This window comes from Xanthomonas sp. NCPPB 3569, assembly GCF_041475645.2.
Lineage (GTDB): Bacteria > Pseudomonadota > Gammaproteobacteria > Xanthomonadales > Xanthomonadaceae > Xanthomonas > Xanthomonas phaseoli.
Genome location: NZ_CM192969.1, coordinates 2,973,032 through 2,997,988, shown reverse-complemented (window position 1 = coordinate 2,997,988; position 24,957 = coordinate 2,973,032). Strand labels below are relative to the sequence as shown.

Annotated in this window: 19 protein-coding genes and 1 pseudogene; 11 read left to right on the top strand and 9 right to left on the bottom strand. The window is 62.7% G+C overall.

What is annotated here, in order from left to right:
* Positions 1–9: 9 nt before the first annotated feature.
* From ACCQ03_RS13130 to ACCQ03_RS13120, 3 genes and pseudogenes are all read right to left on the bottom strand, one after another.
* Positions 10–480, bottom strand: a pseudogene (locus ACCQ03_RS13130) (RHS repeat-associated core domain-containing protein); the annotation flags it as partial.
* Positions 481–487: 7 nt separating this feature from the next.
* The gene (locus ACCQ03_RS13125) at positions 488–811 is read right to left on the bottom strand and encodes a hypothetical protein (RefSeq protein WP_081023199.1); all 324 of its coding nucleotides are present in this window, start codon (positions 809–811) and stop codon (positions 488–490) included.
* Positions 808–1,173, bottom strand: a complete 366-nt coding sequence (locus tag ACCQ03_RS13120; RefSeq protein ID WP_244664310.1) for a DUF4329 domain-containing protein — start codon at positions 1,171–1,173, stop codon at positions 808–810. Before ACCQ03_RS13120 ends, ACCQ03_RS13125 begins: the two co-directional genes overlap by 4 nt.
* 99 nt (positions 1,174–1,272) lie before the next feature.
* Between ACCQ03_RS13120 and ACCQ03_RS13115 the strand changes: the two genes are divergently transcribed.
* Positions 1,273–2,245 (top strand): IS5 family transposase gene (locus ACCQ03_RS13115; RefSeq protein WP_412566716.1). Its coding sequence is split into 2 segments (ribosomal slippage): positions 1,273–1,773 and positions 1,775–2,245, totalling 972 coding nucleotides; the frame shifts between segments, so codons are not numbered across the junction.
* Positions 2,246–2,316: 71 nt separating this feature from the next.
* Here ACCQ03_RS13115 and ACCQ03_RS13110 read toward each other — a convergent pair.
* Positions 2,317–5,703: an RHS repeat-associated core domain-containing protein gene (locus tag ACCQ03_RS13110; protein WP_372359845.1), complete on the bottom strand. Its 3,387-nt coding sequence runs from the start codon at positions 5,701–5,703 to the stop codon at positions 2,317–2,319.
* 115 nt (positions 5,704–5,818) lie between these two features.
* Here ACCQ03_RS13110 and ACCQ03_RS13105 point away from each other — a divergent pair, with 115 nt between their 5' ends.
* Positions 5,819–6,790, top strand: coding sequence for an IS5 family transposase (locus ACCQ03_RS13105; RefSeq protein ID WP_150147813.1), 972 nt, complete (start codon positions 5,819–5,821; stop codon positions 6,788–6,790).
* Positions 6,791–6,905: 115 nt separating this feature from the next.
* On the opposite strand, the gene ACCQ03_RS13100 is transcribed toward ACCQ03_RS13105, so the two are convergent.
* The 4 genes from ACCQ03_RS13100 to htpG all read right to left on the bottom strand — a co-directional run bounded on the left by ACCQ03_RS13100 (position 6,906) and on the right by htpG (position 12,139).
* Positions 6,906–7,355 carry a hypothetical protein gene (locus ACCQ03_RS13100; RefSeq protein ID WP_372359821.1) on the bottom strand — a complete coding sequence of 150 codons (450 nt, stop codon included), beginning with the start codon at positions 7,353–7,355 and terminating at the stop codon, positions 6,906–6,908.
* 230 nt (positions 7,356–7,585) lie between these two features.
* Positions 7,586–8,557 (bottom strand): IS5 family transposase, encoded by a 972-nt coding sequence (locus ACCQ03_RS13095; protein ID WP_372359820.1) that lies wholly within the window; start codon positions 8,555–8,557, stop codon positions 7,586–7,588.
* Between the two features lie 194 nt (positions 8,558–8,751).
* Positions 8,752–9,723 (bottom strand): IS5 family transposase, encoded by a 972-nt coding sequence (locus ACCQ03_RS13090; RefSeq protein WP_150147813.1) that lies wholly within the window; start codon positions 9,721–9,723, stop codon positions 8,752–8,754.
* A 511-nt stretch (positions 9,724–10,234) separates the two neighbouring features.
* Positions 10,235–12,139, bottom strand: coding sequence for a molecular chaperone HtpG (gene htpG, locus ACCQ03_RS13085; protein ID WP_057680038.1), 1,905 nt, complete (start codon positions 12,137–12,139; stop codon positions 10,235–10,237).
* A gap of 173 nt (positions 12,140–12,312) precedes the next feature.
* Here htpG and rsmD point away from each other — a divergent pair, with 173 nt between their 5' ends.
* The 6 genes from rsmD to ACCQ03_RS13055 all read left to right on the top strand — a co-directional run bounded on the left by rsmD (position 12,313) and on the right by ACCQ03_RS13055 (position 18,391).
* Positions 12,313–13,002: a 16S rRNA (guanine(966)-N(2))-methyltransferase RsmD gene (gene rsmD, locus ACCQ03_RS13080; RefSeq protein WP_209227808.1), complete on the top strand. Its 690-nt coding sequence runs from the start codon at positions 12,313–12,315 to the stop codon at positions 13,000–13,002.
* Positions 12,999–13,505, top strand: a complete 507-nt coding sequence (coaD, locus tag ACCQ03_RS13075; RefSeq protein WP_008574388.1) for a pantetheine-phosphate adenylyltransferase — start codon at positions 12,999–13,001, stop codon at positions 13,503–13,505. Before rsmD ends, coaD begins: the two co-directional genes overlap by 4 nt.
* 46 nt (positions 13,506–13,551) lie before the next feature.
* Entirely contained in the window at positions 13,552–14,049 is a 498-nt protein-coding gene (locus ACCQ03_RS13070) for a hypothetical protein (RefSeq protein WP_209227806.1), read from the top strand.
* A gap of 231 nt (positions 14,050–14,280) precedes the next feature.
* Positions 14,281–14,565, top strand: coding sequence for a YfhL family 4Fe-4S dicluster ferredoxin (locus ACCQ03_RS13065; protein ID WP_057677852.1), 285 nt, complete (start codon positions 14,281–14,283; stop codon positions 14,563–14,565).
* The gene (ggt, locus tag ACCQ03_RS13060; RefSeq protein WP_209227804.1) at positions 14,562–16,340 is read left to right on the top strand and encodes a gamma-glutamyltransferase; all 1,779 of its coding nucleotides are present in this window, start codon (positions 14,562–14,564) and stop codon (positions 16,338–16,340) included. The genes ACCQ03_RS13065 and ggt overlap by 4 nt, the downstream gene beginning before the upstream one ends.
* 290 nt (positions 16,341–16,630) lie before the next feature.
* Positions 16,631–18,391: a glycoside hydrolase family 9 protein gene (locus ACCQ03_RS13055; protein ID WP_057677854.1), complete on the top strand. Its 1,761-nt coding sequence runs from the start codon at positions 16,631–16,633 to the stop codon at positions 18,389–18,391.
* A gap of 383 nt (positions 18,392–18,774) precedes the next feature.
* Here the strand turns inward: ACCQ03_RS13055 and upp are convergent, their stop codons facing one another.
* Positions 18,775–19,407: a uracil phosphoribosyltransferase gene (gene upp, locus ACCQ03_RS13050; RefSeq protein ID WP_039571797.1), complete on the bottom strand. Its 633-nt coding sequence runs from the start codon at positions 19,405–19,407 to the stop codon at positions 18,775–18,777.
* 151 nt (positions 19,408–19,558) lie between these two features.
* Between upp and ACCQ03_RS13045 the strand changes: the two genes are divergently transcribed.
* From ACCQ03_RS13045 to ACCQ03_RS13035, 3 genes are read left to right on the top strand one after another with little or no spacing between them, the layout of a single operon-like run.
* The gene (locus ACCQ03_RS13045) at positions 19,559–22,117 is read left to right on the top strand and encodes a TonB-dependent receptor (protein WP_209227802.1); all 2,559 of its coding nucleotides are present in this window, start codon (positions 19,559–19,561) and stop codon (positions 22,115–22,117) included.
* Positions 22,114–23,235, top strand: coding sequence for a phytase (locus ACCQ03_RS13040; RefSeq protein WP_209227800.1), 1,122 nt, complete (start codon positions 22,114–22,116; stop codon positions 23,233–23,235). The genes ACCQ03_RS13045 and ACCQ03_RS13040 overlap by 4 nt, the downstream gene beginning before the upstream one ends.
* Entirely contained in the window at positions 23,232–24,611 is a 1,380-nt protein-coding gene (locus tag ACCQ03_RS13035; RefSeq protein ID WP_209227798.1) for a purple acid phosphatase family protein, read from the top strand. Before ACCQ03_RS13040 ends, ACCQ03_RS13035 begins: the two co-directional genes overlap by 4 nt.
* The last annotated feature ends 346 nt before the right edge of the window (positions 24,612–24,957 follow it).

The following is a 24,957-nucleotide window of genomic DNA, read 5'->3' as shown; positions in this document are numbered from 1 at the left end:
GGAGCTTACGACGGCGCTGAGGCGGTGGCTGTCGGCCGGATAGCTATAGATCTGCGTGGCCGTGCCGACCTTGGCGCTGAGGCGGTTGCCGGTGGCATCGTAGCTGTAGCCATCGATCAGGGTGCCGGTGCGGCCGTCCGTCAGGCCGGTCAGGCGGCCCAGGGTGTCGTAGCCAAGACCGATCTCCAGCGTGGGATTGCCGGCAGGTGTCAGTGCGGTGAGGTTGCCGGCCGGATCGAAGCCGAAGCCCACGTCCAGCCCGCCTGGGCGGGTGTCCTGGATCGCCTGCGGGCGGTAGTCCAGATCGTACTGGCGGGCGAGGGTACGGCCATTGCCGTAGGTCCAGCCGGCAGCGGGGCCGAATGGGTAGTAAGTCGCATTGCCGAGTAGCACCTCACGGCTGCCGCCGGCGGGTGTTACATCAACCTGGGTGGTCTGGCCCTGGGCGTTGTGCACGTAAACGACCAAGGCCCTGTTCGGCAAGGATTTATTCATACCCCTTAAAGCTTATGATTTCTGAGTCCTTTTTGCTTAGCGTGTATTCTCCGCCGCCACCTATAATTCCTAGGCGCTTATCCACTAAAAAAACGACTATTATTTTTGAGTGTGTTTTGGCAATTCCCATTGAGTAAGAGTCGAGGTTTCGCAGCGGCGAGTAATCGCCGCTGGGTGGGTACATTCCCATTATTCGATTTTGAAAATCTTTGCTTGCTACTTCAATCGCCTTAATGGTTTCTGAATTATTGGCTTCGGCGCCAGAAGCGCCGGCTAAGAACAAAGATAAAAATAGCATGAAGAATTTAAATTTCATAATTGCCATCCAAATGCATTGCTGAGAAATTCCAGAAGCTTATCGTTGTTGCCGTCACATCCACAGCCGGAACTCGAAATCGCGTCAGGGAGATCACTGTAAGGCGAGCCTGAACTGGAAAATCTCAATAACTTACCCGAGGGTGTTCCTAAGTAGGCGGCATCCCCATACGGTATTCTTGTGTCAGCCTTTGAGAACGCTTCCCCCACATAGCCGGGAGTTACATCTCCGTGCGTGTGGTACGCGCCAGTTGCTCCATCTGGCCGCGGGCCAGGATTCACTGAAGAGGTCAGCCCGCGACGTGGCGCCATGTAACTATAGTACCCGTTCGATTTTTGATATACCCAGCCGCCGTATTCCAAGTCTTCCTTTATCGACGTCGGTAGGATGTCTTTAAGGAAACTCTGAACAATCCATCGTGATCTGCCACAATCGATCAACGACCCGAGTAGACGATTTCGATGCAGCTGACCTTCGGCGACGCGGAGTACAACGGCAAGCGCAAGCGGACGCGGCGTGAGGTGTTCTTGGCCGAGATGGACCAGGTCGTGCCGTGGAAGGACCTGCTGGCGCTGATCGAGCCGCACTACCCGAAGTCGGGGCAGCCGGGGCGACAGCCGTATCGGCTGGAGACCATGCTGCGCATCCACTTTTTGCAGCAGTGGTATGCACTGAGCGATCCATCGGCGGAAGAAGCGCTGTACGACACGGTGTCGATGCGCCGTTTCGCCAAGATCGGCGGGCTGGATGAGGTGCCGGACGAGACGACGATTCTCAACTTCCGCCATCTGTTGGAGCAGCACGATTTGGCGCGCAAGCTGTTCAATCGGGTCAACGCGCACCTGTCGCGCAAGGGGCAGAGCTTGCGCGGCGGGACGATCGTGGACGCCACGATCATCGCTGCGCCCAGCTCGACCAAGAACAAGGATGGCGAGCGCGATCCGGAGATGCACCAAACCAACGAAGGGCAACCAGTACTACTTCGGGATGAAGGCGCACATCGGGGTGGACGATGACTCCGGGCTGGTGCACCACGTGGAGTGCACGGCGGCCAACGTGGCCGATATCACACAAGCGCACAAGCTGCTGCACGGCAAGGAGGACACGCTGTGCGCGGACAGCGGCTACACCGGGCTTGAGAAACGCGAGGAGATGAAGCGCAAGCGCAAACTGCGCTACCTGATCGCGGAGAAGCCCTCGAAGCTGAAGCAGATTAAGAACAAGCGCGAACTGAAGTTGGCCAAGCGCTGGGAGCACACAAAAGCCAGCCTGCGTGCAAAGGTGGAACACCCGTTTCGGGTGATCAAGCGCCAGTTTGGCTACGTCAAGGTGCGCTATCGCGGTTTGGCGAAGAACACCGCACAGATGCTGATGCTGTTTGCGCTGTCGAATCTGTGGCTGAAGCGCAAAGAGTTCATTACCGCCGCGGGGTAGGTGCGCCCGTAATCGGGACGATACCCCGAAAAAGCGCCAAAAACGGCGAAAAACCGAGGATCTGAGCGCGGTCACCGCGACCGATATGGCTTACCACATCCTCCGATCGCGTTGTTCAGACCTTCCTTAAGCGCCTGAGCTGCTGCTAAATTTTCTGTCCTGTAACAATCACCGGGAAGCAGGCCAAGTTTGTCCGACCAACGGAATGGGCTTGATCGGACATATACGTAGGTGCCGATCCCTCCGCGAAATCCAATCGGATCACTCTGCGCATACCGCCCTGTCATGGCGTCGTAATCCCGGAAGTAGTTCTGATTCAATCCACTCGCCGCATCGTACCGCTGCCCCGGAAACCGCATATCTAACACCAACGCCGCACCGTCACCATCCGGATCCTGGTTCGGCGCAGTATTCCCGAAGGCTTCCCCCTTCAGGCTCCACGTCCACACCGCCACATCGCGGGTCGGGTCGATCACCACGCGCGGGCTGCCCAGGTGGTCCGGTTCGATGTAGTGCAGTTTGTTGGCGTTGGCCAGCAGGCCGACCGGGAGATCGTCCAGCCAGATCGCCTGCTGCTTGGGCGCGCCATTGGTGTCGTAGTCGCCCAGCCAGTGGCCGGCTTCGTCGTAGAGCGTGTAGGTATCGGTGGTGCCGAGGAAGCGGCGCACCTGCTCGCCACGGCCGTTGTAGCGGTAGTTCATGGTCACCGCGCCGGCGCGGCGAGCCTGGGTCATGCGGCCGGTGGTGTCGTAGGTGTACTGGCGCGCGGTGCCGCCGATGGCGGTGGTGTTGCCGGTGGCATCGTAGGTACGCGCCACGCCGGCCACTGCGCTCAGGCGGTGGCTGTCGGTTGGGTAGGTGTAACTCTGCGTGGCGGCGCCGACCTTGGCGCTGAGGCGGTTGCCGGTGGCATCGTAGCTGTAGCCATCGATCAGGGTGCCGGTGCGGCCGTCCGTCAGGCCGGTCAGGCGGCTCAGGGTGTCGTAGCCCAGCGCGATCTCGGGTGTTGTGTTGCCAGCGGGCGTCAATGCGGTGAGGTTGCCGGCCGGGTCGAAGCCGAAGCCCACGTCAAGACCGCCCGGGCGGGTGTCCTGGATTGCCTGCGGGCGGTAGTCCAGATCGTACTGGCGGGCGAGGGTGCGGCCGTTGCCGTAGGTCCAGCCGGCAGCCGGGCCGAACGGGTAGTAGCTGGCGTTGTCCAACAGCACCTGCCGGCTGCCGCCGGCAGAGGTCACGCCGACTTCGGTGGTCTGGCCTTGTGCATTGCGCACGTAATCGACCACCGCCCCGTCGGGATAGGTCATCCGCCGCAACTGGCCGCCAATGGTGTAGTCGTAACGCAGCACCAACGCGGTGCCGTTGCTGGTCTGCACCTTGCGCACCAAGTCGCCGAAGCGGTTGTAGCAGTACTGGGTGATGGCGCCGCCGTCCTGCATCTTGGTCAGGCGGCCGATCGAAAACGTCTCCCCGCTGGCGCAGGCCGTCTGCGTCGCGTCGTAGGTGTAGGTGACGTTGAGGCTGGTGGTGGGGTAGGTGACCTTGGTCGGGCGATTGAGCGCGTCGTAGCTGTAGGCGGTGGTGTTGCCGCGCGCGTCGGTCTGGGTGGCGCGGTTGCCGGCGCTGTCGTAGGTGTAGCTGGTGACGCCGGTGTCCGGGCTGGTGAGTTTCACCAGATCGCCAAACCCGTTGTAGTCGTAGGTGGTGTTCAAGCCCTTGGGGTCGGTGACCTTGGTCAGGTTGTCGAGTGCGTCGTATTCGAACTTCGTGTCGGCCTTGATGCCGGCGACATCCCGCAGCGTGCGCGACAGGCGATTGAGCGGGTCGTACTCGTTCTGCGTCGCGGTTGCCAGCGCATCGGTCACGGTGGTGGCATTGCCGTTGGCGTCGTACGCGAAGTCGGTCGGGTCGCTGGCGGCAGTGGCCTGCGTCTTGAGCTGGCCGAGCTGGTTATAGACGCGCGAGAGCGTGCGCTTCAACGTGCCCGACGCATCGCTGGTGTCTTCCTTGATGCGATTGCCGGCGTTGTCGAGCGTGTAGTGGACGGTATTGCCCGCGTTGTCGGTAATGTCGGTCAGCCGATGCGCCGCATCGTAGGTGAAGGCAGTGAACGCGCCATCGGGCTGGGTGACCTGCTTGACCAGGCCGGTGGGCCAGTAGTCGATGCGGGTAATGCGGTCATCGGCCTCGCTGGAGGCATCGGCGCCGCGCACCTTGGTGGCCGTCAGCCAACCGCGCGGGTGATAGGTGTAGTCGGTGACGATGCCGTTGGCGTCCTTGATGGACAGCGGGCGGCCAGCGCCGTCGTAGGCGAGATATTCGGTGATCTGTCCGATGGCGTTGGTGATCGTTTGTAGGTCGCCCTTGCGGTGCGGGCAGGTGGTCGGTGTCGCGGCGCAGGCGCTATCGTCGGCGAGGTAATACGTGTAGCGCAGTAGGTCGGAGAGATCGCTGCGTGGACCATCGACCGAGGTCATCAGCCCCAGCAATGGGCAGGTGCCTGCATCGACGTCGGTTTGCTCGCAGTATGCTGTGGTCGCGATCCGGGTGGTCCCGGTGGCTGCATCGGTACGGGAGGATGTCAGCTTTTGACCACGTGTGTTGTAAGTCCAGGTCGATGTTTCGATCAGTGTGTTCGTTGGGTCATCCACACGCCGCGTCAGTGGGATATCACGGTCGGGATGCCATTCTGTTCGTGTAGTTCGGAGATGGCCGCCGTCTTGGCGACTTTCCACGATGGAAAGCATACGTCCGCTCTGATCACGGGTAAAGTTCTTTATTAGTGTCCCATTATCAGATCGACTCAGATAGCCATCATCCCCATAGATGTAGGACGTTTCCAGGCGCGGACAATCCACACATGTATCGACGGCGCTGCGTAGCCGCCGACCGTTGTTGAATACATCGAAAGAGAATTCCTTGGTCGATCCCAAAGGATTTGTGACGACCGCTTTATTGCCGTTTTCCGCATAAGCCACAGAGAAGTAATTGCCGCCGATGCCATCTCCCGTGGCTGTGGCCCGCCCTTGCTCATCATAGGCATACTGGCCGACTACAGCGCCGGTCTGATCCAGTTTCTCCGTCAACCACACCGCATCATTGCCAGCATAGCGATAAACCATCGCATCACCGTCCGGGCCAGCCAATATCAAGCGCCCTTGCGCATCGTATGCGTAATCGATGCGTCCTCCATCAGGTAGGTCGAGACTGCTTGCCTGCATGTAGTCCATGTAGTGAATCACTGCTTCACGGCCTTTTCGATCAATCAGCTTGATCGGCTGGCCCATTGCATCGTAGATGACTGAGATCAGTATTTCGCCAAAGCTTTCACTCCTGGAAAAACGCCCCTGGCTATCAAAGACGCTGGTCTGCGCTCCAGTACGCAACTGCCATCCAGCGATAGAGCCGTCGACTCCTGAAATCTCTGAAAGATGATAGTGCTTCAGATCCGACTGCGTCATCCAGGCGCCACCGGGATCTTTGAGAAAAGGAACGACCTTGCCGTCCTTTAGGGAAACTCTGAACAATCCATCGTGATCTGCCACAATCGATCAACGACCCGAGTAGACGATTTCGATGCAGCTGACCTTCGGCGACGCGGAGTACAACGGCAAGCGCAAGCGGACGCGGCGTGAGGTGTTCTTGGCCGAGATGGACCAGGTCGTGCCGTGGAAGGACCTGCTGGCGCTGATCGAGCCGCACTACCCGAAGTCGGGGCAGCCGGGGCGACAGCCGTATCGGCTGGAGACCATGCTGCGCATCCACTTTTTGCAGCAGTGGTATGCACTGAGCGATCCATCGGCGGAAGAAGCGCTGTACGACACGGTGTCGATGCGCCGTTTCGCCAAGATCGGCGGGCTGGATGAGGTGCCGGACGAGACGACGATTCTCAACTTCCGCCATCTGTTGGAGCAGCACGATTTGGCGCGCAAGCTGTTCAATCGGGTCAACGCGCACCTGTCGCGCAAGGGGCAGAGCTTGCGCGGCGGGACGATCGTGGACGCCACGATCATCGCTGCGCCCAGCTCGACCAAGAACAAGGATGGCGAGCGCGATCCGGAGATGCACCAAACCAAGAAGGGCAACCAGTACTACTTCGGGATGAAGGCGCACATCGGGGTGGACGATGACTCCGGGCTGGTGCACCACGTGGAGTGCACGGCGGCCAACGTGGCCGATATCACACAAGCGCACAAGCTGCTGCACGGCAAGGAGGACACGCTGTGCGCGGACAGCGGCTACACCGGGCTTGAGAAACGCGAGGAGATGAAGCGCAAGCGCAAACTGCGCTACCTGATCGCGGAGAAGCCCTCGAAGCTGAAGCAGATTAAGAACAAGCGCGAACTGAAGTTGGCCAAGCGCTGGGAGCACACAAAAGCCAGCCTGCGTGCAAAGGTGGAACACCCGTTTCGGGTGATCAAGCGCCAGTTTGGCTACGTCAAGGTGCGCTATCGCGGTTTGGCGAAGAACACCGCACAGATGCTGATGCTGTTTGCGCTGTCGAATCTGTGGCTGAAGCGCAAAGAGTTCATTACCGCCGCGGGGTAGGTGCGCCCGTAATCGGGACGATACCCCGAAAAAGCGCCAAAAACGGCGAAAAACCGAGGATCTGAGCGCGGTCACCGCGACCGATATGGCTTACCACATCCTCCGATCGCGTTGTTCAGACCTTCCTTAGAAAGACAAATGCGGCGGTCTTCTGCTTGTCCACTTCAACGCGGGAGGTGACGATACTGCTCCAGTTTTTGCCAAATGGAAATAATTCGGAGCTGGGCGATGAGGAAAAGGTTTGCTCGAGCGAGAAATCTGCAGACACTCCATCGGCTCGACGTTCAACCTTGTTTGCGCCTGAGCAGGAAATGGGGTTGCCGACCTCTGTGCTCATCCCCGTGCATTGCATTGGTTTGGCCGGATCGGCTTGGCCAATCGGTCTGCTGCAGATCCATGAATCCGGATTATAAATTCGAATCAGCGTATAGCTTGCGGGGCACGCGGGAACTGGGATAACCCAGTTCTGCCCGTATCCATCAATCGTCGACCCTACCGGATAACCCCCGATATTGGGGCCGGTGTATACAATGGTGTGGTGACATCCGGTATAATCGTCTTCCACATAGTGGATACTTGTGTAAATATAGCCATTGTCCGACTTGGGAAATGCATTGATCGCAATTTCGCAGGCCGTGGTTCCATCTGAAAGTCTGGGAAATGTGTTAGGGAAGGTCTGAACAACGCGATCGGAGGATGTGGTAAGCCATATCGGTCGCGGTGACCGCGCTCAGATCCTCGGTTTTTCGCCGTTTTTGGCGCTTTTTCGGGGTATCGTCCCGATTACGGGCGCACCTACCCCGCGGCGGTAATGAACTCTTTGCGCTTCAGCCACAGATTCGACAGCGCACACAGCATCAGCATCTGTGCGGTGTTCTTCGCCAAACCGCGATAGCGCACCTTGACGTAGCCAAACTGGCGCTTGATCACCCGAAACGGGTGTTCCACCTTTGCACGCAGGCTGGCTTTTGTGTGCTCCCAGCGCTTGGCCAACTTCAGTTCGCGCTTGTTCTTAATCTGCTTCAGCTTCGAGGGCTTCTCCGCGATCAGGTAGCGCAGTTTGCGCTTGCGCTTCATCTCCTCGCGTTTCTCAAGCCCGGTGTAGCCGCTGTCCGCGCACAGCGTGTCCTCCTTGCCGTGCAGCAGCTTGTGCGCTTGTGTGATATCGGCCACGTTGGCCGCCGTGCACTCCACGTGGTGCACCAGCCCGGAGTCATCGTCCACCCCGATGTGCGCCTTCATCCCGAAGTAGTACTGGTTGCCCTTCTTGGTTTGGTGCATCTCCGGATCGCGCTCGCCATCCTTGTTCTTGGTCGAGCTGGGCGCAGCGATGATCGTGGCGTCCACGATCGTCCCGCCGCGCAAGCTCTGCCCCTTGCGCGACAGGTGCGCGTTGACCCGATTGAACAGCTTGCGCGCCAAATCGTGCTGCTCCAACAGATGGCGGAAGTTGAGAATCGTCGTCTCGTCCGGCACCTCATCCAGCCCGCCGATCTTGGCGAAACGGCGCATCGACACCGTGTCGTACAGCGCTTCTTCCGCCGATGGATCGCTCAGTGCATACCACTGCTGCAAAAAGTGGATGCGCAGCATGGTCTCCAGCCGATACGGCTGTCGCCCCGGCTGCCCCGACTTCGGGTAGTGCGGCTCGATCAGCGCCAGCAGGTCCTTCCACGGCACGACCTGGTCCATCTCGGCCAAGAACACCTCACGCCGCGTCCGCTTGCGCTTGCCGTTGTACTCCGCGTCGCCGAAGGTCAGCTGCATCGAAATCGTCTACTCGGGTCGTTGATCGATTGTGGCAGATCACGATGGATTGTTCAGAGTTTCCTTAGGGAAGGTCTGAACAACGCGATCGGAGGATGTGGTAAGCCATATCGGTCGCGGTGACCGCGCTCAGATCCTCGGTTTTTCGCCGTTTTTGGCGCTTTTTCGGGGTATCGTCCCGATTACGGGCGCACCTACCCCGCGGCGGTAATGAACTCTTTGCGCTTCAGCCACAGATTCGACAGCGCAAACAGCATCAGCATCTGTGCGGTGTTCTTCGCCAAACCGCGATAGCGCACCTTGACGTAGCCAAACTGGCGCTTGATCACCCGAAACGGGTGTTCCACCTTTGCACGCAGGCTGGCTTTTGTGTGCTCCCAGCGCTTGGCCAACTTCAGTTCGCGCTTGTTCTTAATCTGCTTCAGCTTCGAGGGCTTCTCCGCGATCAGGTAGCGCAGTTTGCGCTTGCGCTTCATCTCCTCGCGTTTCTCAAGCCCGGTGTAGCCGCTGTCCGCGCACAGCGTGTCCTCCTTGCCGTGCAGCAGCTTGTGCGCTTGTGTGATATCGGCCACGTTGGCCGCCGTGCACTCCACGTGGTGCACCAGCCCGGAGTCATCGTCCACCCCGATGTGCGCCTTCATCCCGAAGTAGTACTGGTTGCCCTTCTTGGTTTGGTGCATCTCCGGATCGCGCTCGCCATCCTTGTTCTTGGTCGAGCTGGGCGCAGCGATGATCGTGGCGTCCACGATCGTCCCGCCGCGCAAGCTCTGCCCCTTGCGCGACAGGTGCGCGTTGACCCGATTGAACAGCTTGCGCGCCAAATCGTGCTGCTCCAACAGATGGCGGAAGTTGAGAATCGTCGTCTCGTCCGGCACCTCATCCAGCCCGCCGATCTTGGCGAAACGGCGCATCGACACCGTGTCGTACAGCGCTTCTTCCGCCGATGGATCGCTCAGTGCATACCACTGCTGCAAAAAGTGGATGCGCAGCATGGTCTCCAGCCGATACGGCTGTCGCCCCGGCTGCCCCGACTTCGGGTAGTGCGGCTCGATCAGCGCCAGCAGGTCCTTCCACGGCACGACCTGGTCCATCTCGGCCAAGAACACCTCACGCCGCGTCCGCTTGCGCTTGCCGTTGTACTCCGCGTCGCCGAAGGTCAGCTGCATCGAAATCGTCTACTCGGGTCGTTGATCGATTGTGGCAGATCACGATGGATTGTTCAGAGTTTCCTTAGGAAGATTGATCTGAATTGAATATTTCGTCAGTGCCGGAATGCGGTCGAAATTTAGAGTCTGCGCAGAGGCATTGCCGATCCATGCGTTCCCCGCTAGGAGCGCGAGTGCCAAAAATAACGAAATTATACGCATCCAGTTTTAATCCTTGAGAGGGAATCGGTCACTGCTATATGTTGCTGCTCCAAGGTTGCCATCGGCATCCCGCCGCTTTAACTGAATGGAGAAATGCAATCTGTTACACCCCAGGCTTCCCGGCAACCGCTGAGGTTTTCAACCTTGGTTGCCGCTGTCTCGAATGCTCTGGATCCTACAGTATCATCGACGGATGTTATGGGTGAGCGCTGATAATTCCGGTCAGCGAAGTTGGGTGCCCCTCCCCAGCCTGAAACGCAAAGGCCGGCGATGACGCCGGCCTATGCTCTTCATTCCACCATCTCGTCGCTTACACCGACAACTCCAACAACAACTTATTCAATCGCCTTACATACCCAGCCGGATCCTTGAGGCTATCGCCCGCAGCCAAAGCAGCCTGGTCGAACAACACCCGACTCAGGTCACCGAAGCGATCCATATCCTGTTCCGCATCCAGCTTTTCGATCAGCGGGTGGGTGGGGTTGAATTCGAACACCGGCTTGCTTTCGGGCACCGCCTGGCCGCTGGCTTCCAGCAGCTGGCGCATCTGCAGGCCCAGGTCGCCCTGGCCAATCGCCAGGATGGCGGGGGAATCGGTCAGGCGGTGCGAGACGCGTACTTCGGCCACGTCGTCGCCCAGTGTTGCCTTGATGCGCGAGGCCAGGCCTTCCTTGGACTTGGCGAGGTCTTCCTGCGCCTTCTTGTCCTCTTCCGAATCCAGCTTGCCCAGGTCCAGGTCGCCGCGGGCCACGTCCACGAACGACTTGCCGTCGAATTCGGTGAGGTAGCTCATCAGCCATTCGTCAATGCGGTCTGTGAGCAGCAGCACTTCGATGCCCTTCTTGCGGAACACCTCCAGGTGCGGGCTGTCCTTGATCTGCGCGTAGCTCTCGCCGGTGAGGTAATACAGCTTGTCCTGGCCTTCGGCCAACCGGCTGACGTAATCGGCCAGGCCCACGCTCTGCGCGCCGGTGGTGTCGTGCGTGGACGAAAAACGCAGCAGGCCAGCGATCTTTTCGCGGTTTGCATAATCCTCGGCCGGGCCTTCCTTCAATGCCTGGCCGAAGTTGCGCCAGAAAGTCGCGTAGTCCTCAGGCTTGTCCTTGGCCAGCTTCTCCAGCATGTCCAGCGAGCGCTTGGTCAGCGCCGACTTCATCGAGTCGACCACGGGGCCGGACTGCAGGATTTCGCGCGAGACGTTGAGCGAGAGGTCCGACGAATCCACCACGCCCTTGATGAAACGCAGGTACAGCGGCAGGAACTGCTCGGCCTGGTCCATGATGAAAACGCGCTGCACGTACAGCTTCAGGCCCTTGGCCGAATCGCGGTGGTACAGGTCGAACGGCGCGCGGCCTGGTACGAACAGCAGCGAGGTGTATTCCAGCTTGCCTTCGACCTTGTTGTGGCTCCACGCCAGCGGGTTGCCCGCGTCGTGGGCGATGTGCTTGTAGAACTCTTGATACTCCTCGTCCTTGATCTCGGACTTGGGGCGCGTCCACAGCGCACTGGCGCGGTTGACCGCTTCCCACTCCGGCTCTGCCGGCTTGTCGGCCTCATCGCCGTAATGCTCCTTGCGCATCTCGATCGGCAGGCCGATGTGGTCGGAGTATTTCTTGAGGATGCCGCGCAGCGTCCAGCCATCGGCGAACGATTCTTCGCCTTCCTTCAGGTGCAGCACGATGCGGGTGCCGCGCTCGGGCTTGTCGACGCTGGCGACCTCGAATTCGCCCTCGCCGCGCGAGGACCAATGCACGCCTTCGCTGGCCGGAAGGCCGGCGCGACGCGAATACACGTCCACCTGGTCTGCGACGATGAAAGCGCTATAGAAGCCCACGCCGAATTGGCCGATGAGGTTGGCGTCCTTCTTCTGGTCGCCGCTCAGGTGCTTGAGGAAATCGGCAGTGCCGGACTTGGCGATGGTGCCCAGGTGCGAGACCGCATCCTCGCGGCTCATGCCGATGCCGTTGTCGTCGATGGTGACGGTGCGCGCGTCCTTGTCGTAGTCGACGCGAATGCGCAGCTCGCCGCTGCCTTCCAGCAGCTCGGGCTTGACCAAGGCTTCGAAGCGCAGCTTGTCGGCGGCATCGGCGGCATTGGAGACCAGCTCGCGCAGGAAGATTTCCTTGTTCGAGTACAACGAATGGATCATCAGCTGCAGCAGCTGCTTGACCTCGGTCTGGAAGCCGAGCGTCTGCTTATCGGTTTCAACGGTCATTGGGGTCGTGCTCCGTGGTGGTCCAGGCCGCAACGCGGCCGATGGCCTGGGGGATGCGGGCTTCTGCCGATTTTTCAAGGCGGCCTGCACGCATGTCCCGCGCGTGGCGGCCGGTGCGGGGGAGGGCGGCTGCAGCAACGGCAGCGGTATCATGGCCGGCCATTCGTCCTGCCTTGAGCCATGTCGCCAACTGCGCTGCTGCCGTGCTGCACCCGCCCACCATCGACAGGTGCGTGGCGATGAGCCGCCCGCCGCGGCCGGTGCCACGTGGCACGGAAGGGCAAGTGCGCATCGTCGGCGGGCGCTGGCGCAATACCAGGCTGGCAGTGCCGGATTTGCCCGGCCTGCGCCCCAGCAGCGACCGCGTGCGCGAAACGGTATTCAACTGGTTGATGCCGCGCCTGCCCGGCGCGCGCGTGCTGGATCTGTTCGCCGGCTCGGGCGCGCTGGGCCTGGAGGCAGTGTCGCGCGGCGCTGCGCATGCCACCCTGATCGAACGCGACCCCGGCCTGGTGCAGCGGCTGCGCGAGCACGTGGCCCGGCTCGACGCCGCCACCCAGGTGCAGGTGCTGCAGGAAGATGCGCTGCGCTGGCTGGAGCGTGCACCCGCAGCGCTGGCCGATATCGTCTTCGTCGACCCGCCATTCGCGGCCGACCTGTGGCCGGCTGTGCTGGAGCGCCTGCCGGCGCATGTGGCCGCCGACGCCTGGCTCTATCTGGAAGCGCCGGCCGATGCGCCGCCGCTGCTGCCGGCCGGCTGGCATCTGCACCGCGAGGGCGCCACCCGTGAGGTGCGCTATGCGCTGTACCGCCGGGCCGCTGCTACACTGAAGAGCGATCCGACCCCGGTAGTCTCCGTATGAGCGTTGCCAATAGCCGCACCGCCGTCTATCCCGGTACCTTCGACCCGATCACCAATGGCCATATCGACCTGGTGAATCGCGCCGCGCCGTTGTTCGAGCGCGTGGTGGTGGGCGTGGCGTACAGCCCCTCCAAGGGCCCGGCGCTGTCGCTGGAGCGCCGCGTGGCGCTGGCCCAGGAAGCGCTGGCGGCGCATACCAATGTGGAAGTGCGCGGTTTCGATACCCTGCTGGCCCATTTCGTGCGCGAGATGGGTGCCGGCGTGCTGCTGCGCGGCCTGCGTGCGGTGTCCGACTTCGAATACGAATTCCAGATGGCCAGCATGAACCGCCATCTGATCCCGGAGGTGGAAACGCTGTTTCTTACCCCGGCCGAGCAATACAGCTTCATCTCGTCCTCGCTGGTGCGCGAAATCGCGCGGCTGGGCGGGGATGTGTCCGGCTTCGTGCCGGCATCGGTTGTCGAGGCCTTGCGGCAGGTGCGGCAGTCCCGCGCGCAGGCCTGAAGAGTTGCAGTCACATCACCACACGCATTTCAAAGGGAGGAGTTTCATGAAACACACCATGCGCGCTCTGGCGCTCGCTTCGATCGCCGCTCTGGCGGTCACCGCCTGCAAGAAGGAAGAGCCGGCACCGACCGCTGCCGCCGCACCGGCCCCGTTGACCGCACCGGGCAAGGACGACAACGCCGGCTGGAAGAAGTACCTGCAGGAAGTGGTCGGCCAGAACCTGGGCACCACCACCAACAGCCCGTTCCTGTACTACTTGCCGCCGGAGTCCGACGCCGAATTTGCCGGCAGCTACGAACGTCAGCTGGAAAGCGTCAAGACCGCACTGGCACGCGGCGTGCAGCCGGGCAACATGCTGGCCTTCGGTTCGTCGGCGTCCGGCAAGATGGCCGACCTGATCGATGCAGCGTTCAAGGACGTGGCACCGGACTCGATGAAGGGTGTGCGCGTGCTGTTCATCGGCAACGCTGCCGACAACGCGCGTGTGCAGACCATCGTCCAGCCCAAGGGCGCGGAATACATCTTCGTTGAAGCCAAGTAATGCCGTGCCAGGCCGGATGCGCGGGAGGGCGCATCCGGCCGCAGCCTGGGAATGCACCATGCTGCCGAGTTCGCACTCCACCGGAGCCGGCCGTGTCAGGCCGGTGTCCGACAGCGCCCACGGCGTTGTCCACCTGCCGCTTCGCGCCATCTGCGCCCGGCTGCAGCAGCACATTACGTTCCAGCGCCTGCGGTTGCAGCGCGCCGTGTCGCGTCGCATCGTAGTGCCGATATGTCTCTGAAAATCAACGAGCTCTGCGTCAACTGCGACGTCTGCGAGCCGGCGTGCCCGAACCGGGCCATCTCGATGGGAGAAACCATCTACGTCATCGACCCGGCACGTTGCACCGAATGCGTGGGCCATTTCGACGAAGCGCAGTGCGTGGTGGTGTGCCCGGTCGAATGCATCGACCCGGATCCGGCCATTCCGGAAACCCATGATCAGTTGCTGGCCAAGCTGATGCAGTTGCAGCGCGATCATCCCGAACTGTACGAACAGGAGCCCCCCGCCCCGTGAGCACTTTTTCCCGACGTTTTTCTTCGCGCGGCGTGTTGCTGCTGGCCTTCGTGCTGGCGCCAGCGGCCTGGTGCGCCGATGCCGCCAAGCCGGCGACAGCCACCACCGCAGCGGTTGCCGCGCATCCGCCCGGCGCGGCGATCGCCAGCGGTCATGCGTTGGCCACCGATGCCGGCCTGCAGATCCTGCGCGAAGGTGGCAATGCGTTCGATGCCGCGGTGGCGGTGTCGTCCACGCTGGCGGTGGTCGAGCCGATCAGCTCGGGGCTGGGCGGCGGCGGTTTCTTCCTGCTGCACGACGCCAAGACCGGCAGGGACGTGATGCTGGACGCGCGCGAAACCGCGCCCGCGTCGGCCACCGAAGCGCAATTTCTCAACAAGAAAGGCGAGCTGGACCGCGACCGCTCGGTCAACGGACCGTGGTCGGCAGGCATTCCGGGCTTGCCTGCAGCGCTGGTGGAGCTGGCCGCCAAGCACGGCCGCCTGCCGCTGAAGCAGTCGCTGGCGCCATCGATCCTTATCGCGACCGAAGGTTTTCCGGTCTACGCGCGCATGGCCAAGGGCTATGCCTTCAGGCGCGAGGTGATGGAGCGTTACCCCGGGACGCGCGAGGTGTATCTGCGCGGCGGCAAACCCATTGCCGAAGGCGACACCTTCAAGCAGCCGGAGCTGGCGCATACGCTGCAGCTGCTCGGCGACAAGGGCTTCGACGGCTTCTACAAGGGCGAGACTGCCAAGAAGTTGCTGGCCGGCGTGAAGCAGGCCGGCGGCCAGTGGAGCGCGGCCGAGCTGGCCGGGTACCGGGTCAAGGAGCGCACGCCGATCCAGTTCGACTACCGCGGCTGGAAGATCACCACGGCGCCGCCGCCGTCGTCCGGTGGTATCGCGCTGGCGGCGATGCTGCAGATCCTGGAAGGCTGGGACTTGAACAAACTCGACGACGTGCACCGCGCCCATCTGGTGGTGGAATCGATGCGCCGCGCCTACCGCGATCGCACCTTCTTCCTGGGCGACCCGGACTTTGTGGACGTGCCGCAGCGCGTGCTGACCAGCAAGGATTACGCGCAAGGCCTGCGTGCCACCATCAACCCGGACAAGGCGACCCCCAGCGATCTGCTTTCGGGCAATCCCACGCCGCTGGAAGACGACGAGACCACGCACTTCTCCATCATCGATGGCGAAGGCAACCGGGTCGGCGCCACCCAGACGGTGAACCTGCTGTACGGCTCGGGCCTGATTCCCAAGGGCACCGGCGTGCTGCTCAACAACGAGATGGACGACTTCGCGCTCAAGCCGGGCACGCCGAATGCCTTCGGCGTGATGGGCTATGCCGCCAATGCGCCCAAGCCGGGCAAGCGCATGCTCAGCTCGATGACGCCCACCTTCATGGAATCGGCCGACAAGGCGATCGTGCTCGGCACCCCGGGCGGCAGCCGCATCATCACCATGGTGCTGCTGGGAATCCTGGGCTACGACGCCGGCCTGGACGCGCAGGCGGTCAGTGCGCTGCCGCGCTATCACCACCAATGGCTGCCGGACGTCATCGACGCCGAGACCGACGCGTTTTCGGCGCAGACCGCCAAGGGCCTGCAAGCGATGGGGCATGCACTGAAACTGCCCGGCGACACCGCCGAAGGCGGCCGCGGCTCCAGCCATGTGTGGGGCAACCTGCAGACGGTGGAGTGGGACAAGCGCAGCAACGTGCTCAGCGGCGGCAGCGACCCGCGCAACCCGGTGGGCAAGGCGCAAGTGCAATTGGACGCGGCGGCACGCTGAGGCGTGAAGCCCATTGCATCGACGCCCGGTAACCGGCACCCCGGCCGGGCGTCGTGCGTGGTCTGGATCAATCGCAGCAGATGCAGTGCGGCCGTGGTTACCTGAGGTTGGCGCATTTGTCGGCAGCCGGGCATGCGCCTGAGCGCCGGCAAGCAGTGACGATGCGCGCAGCATGGCGGCGTGCGAGGCGGTCCGCGCAACGGGCGCATCATTGCAGCGATGCGGATCGACGCATGGGCGATGCCGGCATTGGACTTGTCGCTGCAAGATAATGCGGCGACCATCGTGGCATGACTATCTTCAAGACTCTGCTCACCAGCCTGATGATCGTTTCGCCCGTGCTCGCCTGCGCCGCGGAGACGCCCGGCAGGCAGGAAACCGTGGCGACCAGCAACACCATCCACGTCAACCAGCTGGGCTACCTGCCGGGCTCGGCAAAACTGGCCGTCATCGGGTTGCCGCAGCAGGACGCCGCGCAGCGTTCGGACCGCTTCACGGTCGAAGATGCCCAAGGACGCAGCGTGTTGCAGGGAACCCTGCAGCCGGCCGCGATGTGGTCGCCGGCCGGTAAGCAGGCGCGGGTGGCGGATTTTTCCGCGCTGCGTGCGGTCGGAACCTATCGGCTGAAGATCGACGGGCTGCCGGCATCGGAGACCTTCGCCATCAACGCGCATGCCTATCAGCCCCTGGTCGATGCAGCGTTGAAGGCGTTCTACTTCAACCGTGCCAGCACCGCGCTGCCGGCACGCTACGCCGGGCGCTATGCGCGTGCGGCCGGGCACCCGGATACGCAGGTGCGCATCCATCCGTCCGCAGCGTCTGCGACGCGCCCAACCGATAGCGTGATCAGCGCGCCCAAAGGCTGGTACGACGCGGGCGACTACAACAAGTACATCGTCAATTCCGGCATCAGCACCTATACCTTGCTGGCGGCCTACGAGCAGTATCCGGCGTTCTTTAAGTCCAAGCCGCTGACCATCCCTGACGATGCGCCCGGCGTGCCCGGCATCCTGCAGGAGGCTTGGTGGAATCTGGACTGGATGCTCGCCATGCAGGACCCGGCCGATGGCGGCGTGTACCACAAGCTCACCGACAAGCAATTCGATGGCCTGGTGATGCCCGATCAGGCCACGCAGCCACGCTACGTGGTGATGAAGACCACTGCCGCGACCTTGGACTTCGCTGCCGTGATGGCCGTGGCCAGTCGCGTGTATGCGCCGTTCGAAAAGCAGTATCCAGGTCTGTCGGCGCGCATGTTGAACGCCGCGCGGGCTGCGTGGGCATGGGCGAAGCAGCATCCGGATGTGATCTACCATCAGCCCAGCGACGTGCGTACCGGCGGTTACGACGATGCGCACCTGGATGACGAATTCGCCTGGGCGGCGGCCGAGTTGTACATCGCCACCGGCGAGGATGGGTTCTACGACGCGATGATCGCGCGCAACGTGCCGGCCACCGTGCCGTCGTGGGGCAATGTCGGTGGACTGGCCTGGATGTCGTTGGCCGGGCATCGCGACCAACTCACGGCGCATGCCGACCGCGCGCGGATCGAACGCGAGATCACCGGGCTGGCACAGCGGCTGGCCGACACCTGGCAATCATCGGCATGGCGGCTGGCGATGAATGACGGCGATTTCGTGTGGGGCAGCAATGCAGGGGTGCTCAACCGCGCGATGATGCTGCTGCAGGGCTACCGGCTGACGCAGCAGCGGCAATTTCTGGATGCGGCGCAATCGCAGCTGGACTACATCCTGGGCCGCAATCCGCTGGGGCTGTCGTTCGTGACCGGGATAGGCAGGCACTCCCCGATGCATATCCATCACCGCCCCTCAGAGGCCGATGGGATCGAAGCGCCGGTGCCGGGTTGGCTGGTCGGCGGTCCGCAGCCAGGGCAGCAGGATGCCAAGGAGTGCAAGGTGTCGTATCCCTCCAAGCAGCCGGCGTTGTCGTACCTGGACAACTTCTGCAGCTACTCCACCAACGAGGTGGCGATCAACTGGAATGCGCCGCTGGTGTATGTGAGCGCGGCGATCGAGGCGTCGACGCGTTGAGGCGGGCGTTTTTCAACGAAATGCCTGATGCCGCGGCTGTTCCTTCTCCCGTCGGGAGAAGGTGGCGCGCAGCGCCGGATGAGGGTACGGCGTCGGCAGGAACACTGATACACCGTCCCCTCATCTAACCCCTCTCCCGCAGGAGAGGGCTCAAGCTGCTGCAATTCATGCTGCCTGCGGACCAAAGGTTCGGTCACCAGCAGCTCTGAATGACGCTTTTAGCCATGCCAGCAACATGATCGAGATCGGACGCGCTGCGGCATTTCCTGCTGCCGTCGGGAGAAGGTGGCGCGTAGCGCCGGATGAGGGTAGGGCGTCAGCAAGAACACTGGCATGCCGTACCCTCACCCCAATCCCTCTCCCGGGGGGAGAGGGGCTTGAACTCACTCCATCCGCGTCCCAAAAATCCGGTCGCCTGCATCGCCCAGGCCGGGCAGGATGTAGCCCTTGTCGTTGAGGTGGTCGTCGATGGCCGCGGTATAGACCTCGACATCCGGGTGCGCCGCTTCCAGCGCTTTCAGGCCCTCCGGCGCAGCGACAAGGAAGATGCCTTTGATGCGCCGTGCGCCCGCGCGCTTGAGCATGTCGATGGTGGCAATCAGGGTGCCGCCGGTGGCCAGCATCGGGTCCAGGATCAGGGCGTCGCGTTCTTCCAGGCGGCCAGTGAGGCGTTCGAAATAGGGCACCGGTTGCAGGGTCTCTTCATCGCGCTGCAGACCGACCACGCTCACGCGCGCGGCAGGAATCAATGCCAGTACGCCGGGCAGCATGCCCAGGCCGGCGCGCAGGATCGGTACCAAGGTGATCTTGGCGCCGGCGATGCGCTGCACCGTCACCGGGCCCGCCCAGCCCGGCTGGGTGTGCGATTCGGTGTCCAGGTTGGCGGTGGCCTCGTAGGCCAGCAGCGTGCCCAGTTCGGTGACCAGTTCGCGGAAGCCCTTGGTGCTCAAGGCGGCATCGCGCAGCAGGCCGATCTTGTGCTGGACGAGGGGGTGGCGGACTTCGACGATTTTCATGGGCAGTGGCAGGCGGGGGAGGGGCACAGTGTGCCGCAGCCGCGCAGTGTGTCGCCACACTTCGGATGTGATCGCCGATGCATATGTCATGTCAGTGAAACGTCGTAGACATAGTGTGCCCACCCATTCTTAACCGATTGGGGAAGCACCCGTGTTGAACAAGACTCCACTCTGCCTGGCGATCACGCTGACGTTGGCTGCGGCCACGTGGAGTCCGCTGGCGCACGCGGCCGAGGGTGCGGCCACCGGCGGCGCTGCCAGCGCTGCGGCAATCGACCTGGAGCGGCTGGAGGTGCGTCCGCAGCTGGAAGCGCAGGAGCGCGCAGTGGATCTCAAGCGCGCCTCCGATGCCATCCAGGACGCGGTTGCCTCCGATGCGATGGGACGTTACCCGGACAAGAATGTTGCAGAATCCTTGCAGCGCCTGCCCGGTGTCAGCGTTACGCGCGACCAGGGCGAAGGCCGTTTTGTCGTCATCCGCGGCCTGGATTCGTCGCTCAACAGCGTCACCATCGACGGCATGACCATGGGCACGCCGGAAGACGGTACGCGCTCTGCACCGCTGGATGTGATTCCTTCCGATTCCACCGAGCGCCTGAAGGTGGTCAAGTCGCCGACCCCGGACATGCCGGGCGACTCCATCGGCGGCGCGATCCAGGTGGAATCCACCTCCGCCTTCGATCGCGACGGGCGCACGGTGCGCGGCTCCATCGAAGCCAGCCACCAATCGCTGTCGGGCAAGACCAGCCCGAAAGGTGCGTTCAACTACAGCGACATCTTCAATGGCACCTTCGGGGTGGCAGTGGGTGTGAACTATCAGGACCGCGAGTTCGAATCGGACAATACCGAAGTGGCCTACGACACCTTCGACGGTGGCGCCGACGACGATCTGTTCGCCGGCGAAGTGCAACGCCGCAAATACTTCATCGAACGCATCCGCATGGGCGCGAACCTCAATCTGGACTGGCGCCCGGATGCGGATAACCGCTACTACCTGCGCACGCTCTACAGCCGCTTCGACGACGCGGAAACGCGCCAGCGCACCATCTTCGGGTTGAGCGATGGCGAGGTCAGTGCCAACGGCGACGGCACCTACAACGTGGCCGACTTGCCGGCCGACAGCATTTCCAAGCGCGTGCGCTACCGCACCAAGAAGGAAGACACCATGGCGTTGAGCGTGGGTGGCGAAAACCGCCTGAGCGCTGCCACCGTGGACTACAAGCTGGGCTACACCAAGACCCGCGAGCGCGTGAACGATGAAAAGGAAGCGCGCTTCAATTACGACGGCGACGATCTGTCTGCCACGGTGGATCAGCGTAGCGGCATTCCGAAGCTGGGCTTCTCCGACAACGGTTGGCAGAGCAACGATGACTTCGTGTTCGATCGCTTCGTGATTGCGCCCACGCAGGTGGACGACAGCGAGCGCAGCGCGCAGATCAATGTGCGCTTTGACGGCGAGCATTCCAGCCTGAAGATGGGCGTGCTGGGCCGCTGGCGCGAGCGCGGGGTGAACGTGGACGAAAGCGAGCTGCGTCGTGGGCCGGCCATCGACCTGAGCGACTGGACCACCGCCGCGCCCGAACACCGTGGCGGCACCTTGGGCCAGAGCATCAGCTCGGACGGCATGCGCCGTTACTGGAATACGTCCGGCGATCTGTACAGTGCACGCCCGCAAGACGTGGGCGGCAACCTGCAGACCTCGCTGCAGGACGATTACACGGCCACCGAAGATGTCTTCGCCACCTATGCGATGGGCACCTGGGACATCGGTGCGCTGCGCATTATTGCCGGCGTGCGCGTGGAAAATACCCAGTTCAATGCCACCGGCAACCAGGTGGACGTGTCAGCCAATGGCCGCACCGCCACGGTGACGCCGCGCGAGGCGTCCAGCAGCTACACCAACGTGCTGCCCGGCCTGCATCTGCGTTACGACAGCGGCAATGACTGGGTGCTGCGCTTTGCGGCCAACAAGACCTTGGCGCGCCCGGCGTTCGGCGACGTGTCGCCGCGCGTGAGCATCAACCGTGGCGATAACGAGGTGAGCCTGGGCAACCCCGATCTCGATCCATACCGCTCGCAGAATCTGGACCTGTCGTTCGAAAAATACATCGGCAGTACCGGCGTGATCTCGCTGGGCGTGTTCCACAAGTCGATCGACGACTACATCGTGCAGGCCATCAACACCAACGATGCGGAATTTCCGGGCCTGCAGGTCACACGCTCGATCAATGGCGACACCGCCAAGGTGCGCGGCGCGGAATTCAATTGGCAGCAGACCCTGGACTTCCTGCCCGAGGGCTGGAATGGCTTTCTGGTGGGTGCCAGCGCCACGGTGCTGGATAGCGATTTCAATCCGGGGCTGGAAAATCGTGCCGGCGATGACTTCACCTTGCCGCGTTCGTCCAAGCGCATCTACAGCGGCCACCTGGGCTACGAAAAATACGGCTTCAGTGCGCGCGTGGCGGCGGTGTATCGCAGCCAATATCTGGACACCATCGGGCAGAGCCGTGCGTACGATATCTACGTTGCCCCGCACACGCAGCTGGATTTCAGCATGAACTATCAATTCAACAGCCGCGTCAGCCTGTATCTGGAAGCGCAGAACCTGCTGGACGAGCCGTTGGAGCTGTATCAGGGCATCCGTTCGCGCACCCTGCAAAATGAAGAGTACGGCCGCACCTATGCGCTTGGCCTGAAGGTGGCGCTGTGATCGCACCGCGCACCCTGGTGCAGATCACGCTGCTGTCCGCCGCCGCCGCACTGGTCGGTTGCGCCACCGCCCCGGCCGGCCGCGAAGCCGACGAAGCGCTGCTGAAGGATCCCTTGCTCAGTCAGGCCAACGTAGCGCATGAAGTGGTGCCGGAAGCCTTCATCACCGCGCTGACGCCAGCGGACAACCTGGATTCGCCGGCCAGCTGGATGGCGCCGGATGGCCGCCGTTGGGTGATCGCCACCGCCAAGGGCACGCATGCGCTGGTGGTGTTCGACGGCGACAGCGGCCAGCGGCTGCGCGTGGTCGGCGGCAAGGGCAAGGCGCTGGGCAAGCTCGACCGCCCCAATGGCATCTCGGTGGTCGATGACCTGGTGTTCGTGGTGGAGCGCGACAACCGGCGCGTGCAGGTGTTCTCGTTACCCGATCTCACGCCGGTGACGGCATTCGGCCAGAACGAACTGCGCGAGCCCTACGGCCTGTGGGTACGCAAGCACGATGGCGGCTACGAGGTAGTGGTCAGCGACAACTACATGTCGCCGGCCAACAAGGATCTGCCGCCGCCGCTGGCCGAACTTGGCCAGCGCTTTCGGCGTTATCAGCTCGATGCTGCAGGGCAGGGCTGGCAGGCACGCCTGACACAGAGTTTTGGCGACACCAGCGAAGCCGGTGCGGTGCGAATTGCCGAATCGGTGTTCGGCGACGAAGCCAATGCGCGGCTGATGATTGCCGAAGAAGACGTGGCCGTGGGCACCCAGTTGCGCGAGTACGGCATGGACGGGCGGTATCGCGGCCGCAACGTCGGCAGCGGGCTGTTCAAGGCGCAGGCCGAGGGCATCAGCTTGTTCGCATGCAGCGACGGGAGCGGCTACTGGATCGCCACCGATCAGTTCAAGGACCGCAGCGTGTTCCAGCTCTTCGATCGCAAGACGTTGGCGCATGTCGGCGCCTTCGCCGGCCGTGTGACCGCCAACACCGATGGCGTGTGGCTGGATCAACGCGGCGATGCGCGCTTTCCGGGCGGCGTGTTCTACGCGTTGCATGACGACCAGGCAGTGGCCGCCTTCGATTGGCGCGATATCGCGCGTACATTGCGCCTGAAAGAGTGCACGCCATGATGGCCGCGCGCAGATCGGTCTCTTCGTTGCTTGCGGCGGTCGCAACCATGAGTGTTCCCGCGTCGGCTGCCGACCGTGCTGCCGAACCCAATACGCAGGTGCCGGCGGGTTCGACGCATTACGTTGCCGATGGCTTCCCGGACCGCATCGTCGCCACGCCGGCGCAAGACGCGGCCACCGGGTTTGCGGTGGCCTGGCGCACCGATGCCAGCGTCGACAGACCCTGGCTGGAACTGGTGGTCGCCGGCGATTCGCCGGATGTAGGGTCGCCACGACGCATCCGGGCGAGCACGCTGGTGCTCGCCAGCGAAAACGGCAGCTCGCATCACCATCGCGCCGATGTGGACGGGCTGCAGCCGGACACGATGTACGCCTACCGCGTGCAGGGGCAGGGAACGTGGGGCGCCTGGAATCACTTCCGCACGGCTGCCGCAGCCACCACGCCGCTGACCTTGCTGTATTTCGGCGACACCCAGAACAAGAACCTCAGTCTGGTCTCGCGGGTGATCCGTCAGGCCTGGCGCTCGGCACCGGACGCGCGGCTGGCCTTGTTCGCCGGCGACCTGGTCAGCGGCAAGGACGGCCAGGACGACAACGAATGGGCCGAGTGGTTCGAGGCCGGGCGCTGGCTGCTGGAAGGCACTGCAGTGGCGCCGGCGCCGGGCAATCACGAATATCGCGAAGAGGGCGAAGACACGCCGCAGGCAACCCGCGTGCTCGCTAGCCATTGGCCGGTGACCTTTGCATTGCCGCGCAACGGACCTTCGGCCGCCGCGCGTACCAGCTACTGGTTCGACTACCAGGGCGTGCGCATTGCCGTGCTCGACGGTACCTCGGCGCTGGGCCTGGGGACCGGCCCCGCGCAGGCGCAGTGGCTGGACAAGGTGCTGGCCGACAACCCGCATCCCTGGTCGATCGTCCTGATCCATCAGCCATTCTTTTCGCCGCGTGCCGATCGCGAAAACGAAAAGTTGGTCGAGCAGGTGCTGCCGGTGATCCGCCGCCACAAGGTGGATCTGGTGCTGCAGGGCCACGACCACACCTATGGCCGACGTGGCGATGCGGCAGGGCAGGCGACGCCGGTCTTCGTGGTCTCGGTCGCCGGGCCCAAGCAGTACCGCCTGTCGGACATGGCGCGCACTACCATGCGCCCGGTAGGCGAAGATACCCAGCTTTACCAGGTGCTGCGGCTCGACCAACGGCATTTGGTGTATGAATCGCGTACTGCCACCGGACGTCTCTACGACGCGTTCGAACTGCAACGCGACAGCAACGGCAGCAAACGCTTGATCGAACGCGAAACCGGGCGCATCGCGCCGCGTAATTGTCCGCGCAGCGCAACGCTCAAGGGGCGTGCGGATCGATGCTGGGAATGAGCCAGGGCAGGCAACCGCCTGCCCGGCAATGCCGTGCTGCCGGTGGGCGGAGCCAGCAGTGCGCAGACGATCTGCAAGCTGCGCGTACCTGGTTGCATGCACGCTGCCAGCTACTTCGACGTGCCTGATCGCCGCCTTGAATATGACAAGTCAGCAAGCGGTTTAAGCCGGATTTCGACTGCATTTACGCGCTGTTTCAGAACTTCGCATCCGCATAGATGATTTCTATGATCGTGCGGTTGATCATCATGTACTGCGATTTATGTCACGTCGATAGTGCGACTACGGTTGGTACGGCCGAGCCAGCAACCAGGTAACCGAATCGATGCGGCGCTGCGGGGGCGGC

What these genes read in the sequence shown, in the direction of transcription:
- ACCQ03_RS13125 (WP_081023199.1), bottom strand. Translation starts at nt 811, where the DNA reads ATGAAATTTAAATTCTTCATGCTATTTTTATCTTTGTTCTTAGCCGGC.
- ACCQ03_RS13110 (WP_372359845.1), bottom strand. Translation starts at nt 5,703, where the DNA reads ATGACGCAGTCGGATCTGAAGCACTATCATCTTTCAGAGATTTCAGGA.
- ACCQ03_RS13105 (WP_150147813.1), top strand. Translation starts at nt 5,819, where the DNA reads ATGCAGCTGACCTTCGGCGACGCGGAGTACAACGGCAAGCGCAAGCGG.
- ACCQ03_RS13095 (WP_372359820.1), bottom strand. Translation starts at nt 8,557, where the DNA reads ATGCAGCTGACCTTCGGCGACGCGGAGTACAACGGCAAGCGCAAGCGG.
- ACCQ03_RS13090 (WP_150147813.1), bottom strand. Translation starts at nt 9,723, where the DNA reads ATGCAGCTGACCTTCGGCGACGCGGAGTACAACGGCAAGCGCAAGCGG.
- htpG (WP_057680038.1), bottom strand. Translation starts at nt 12,139, where the DNA reads ATGACCGTTGAAACCGATAAGCAGACGCTCGGCTTCCAGACCGAGGTC.
- coaD (WP_008574388.1), top strand. Translation starts at nt 12,999, where the DNA reads ATGAGCGTTGCCAATAGCCGCACCGCCGTCTATCCCGGTACCTTCGAC.
- ACCQ03_RS13070 (WP_209227806.1), top strand. Translation starts at nt 13,552, where the DNA reads ATGAAACACACCATGCGCGCTCTGGCGCTCGCTTCGATCGCCGCTCTG.
- ACCQ03_RS13065 (WP_057677852.1), top strand. Translation starts at nt 14,281, where the DNA reads ATGTCTCTGAAAATCAACGAGCTCTGCGTCAACTGCGACGTCTGCGAG.
- ACCQ03_RS13055 (WP_057677854.1), top strand. Translation starts at nt 16,631, where the DNA reads ATGACTATCTTCAAGACTCTGCTCACCAGCCTGATGATCGTTTCGCCC.
- upp (WP_039571797.1), bottom strand. Translation starts at nt 19,407, where the DNA reads ATGAAAATCGTCGAAGTCCGCCACCCCCTCGTCCAGCACAAGATCGGC.
- ACCQ03_RS13035 (WP_209227798.1), top strand. Translation starts at nt 23,232, where the DNA reads ATGATGGCCGCGCGCAGATCGGTCTCTTCGTTGCTTGCGGCGGTCGCA.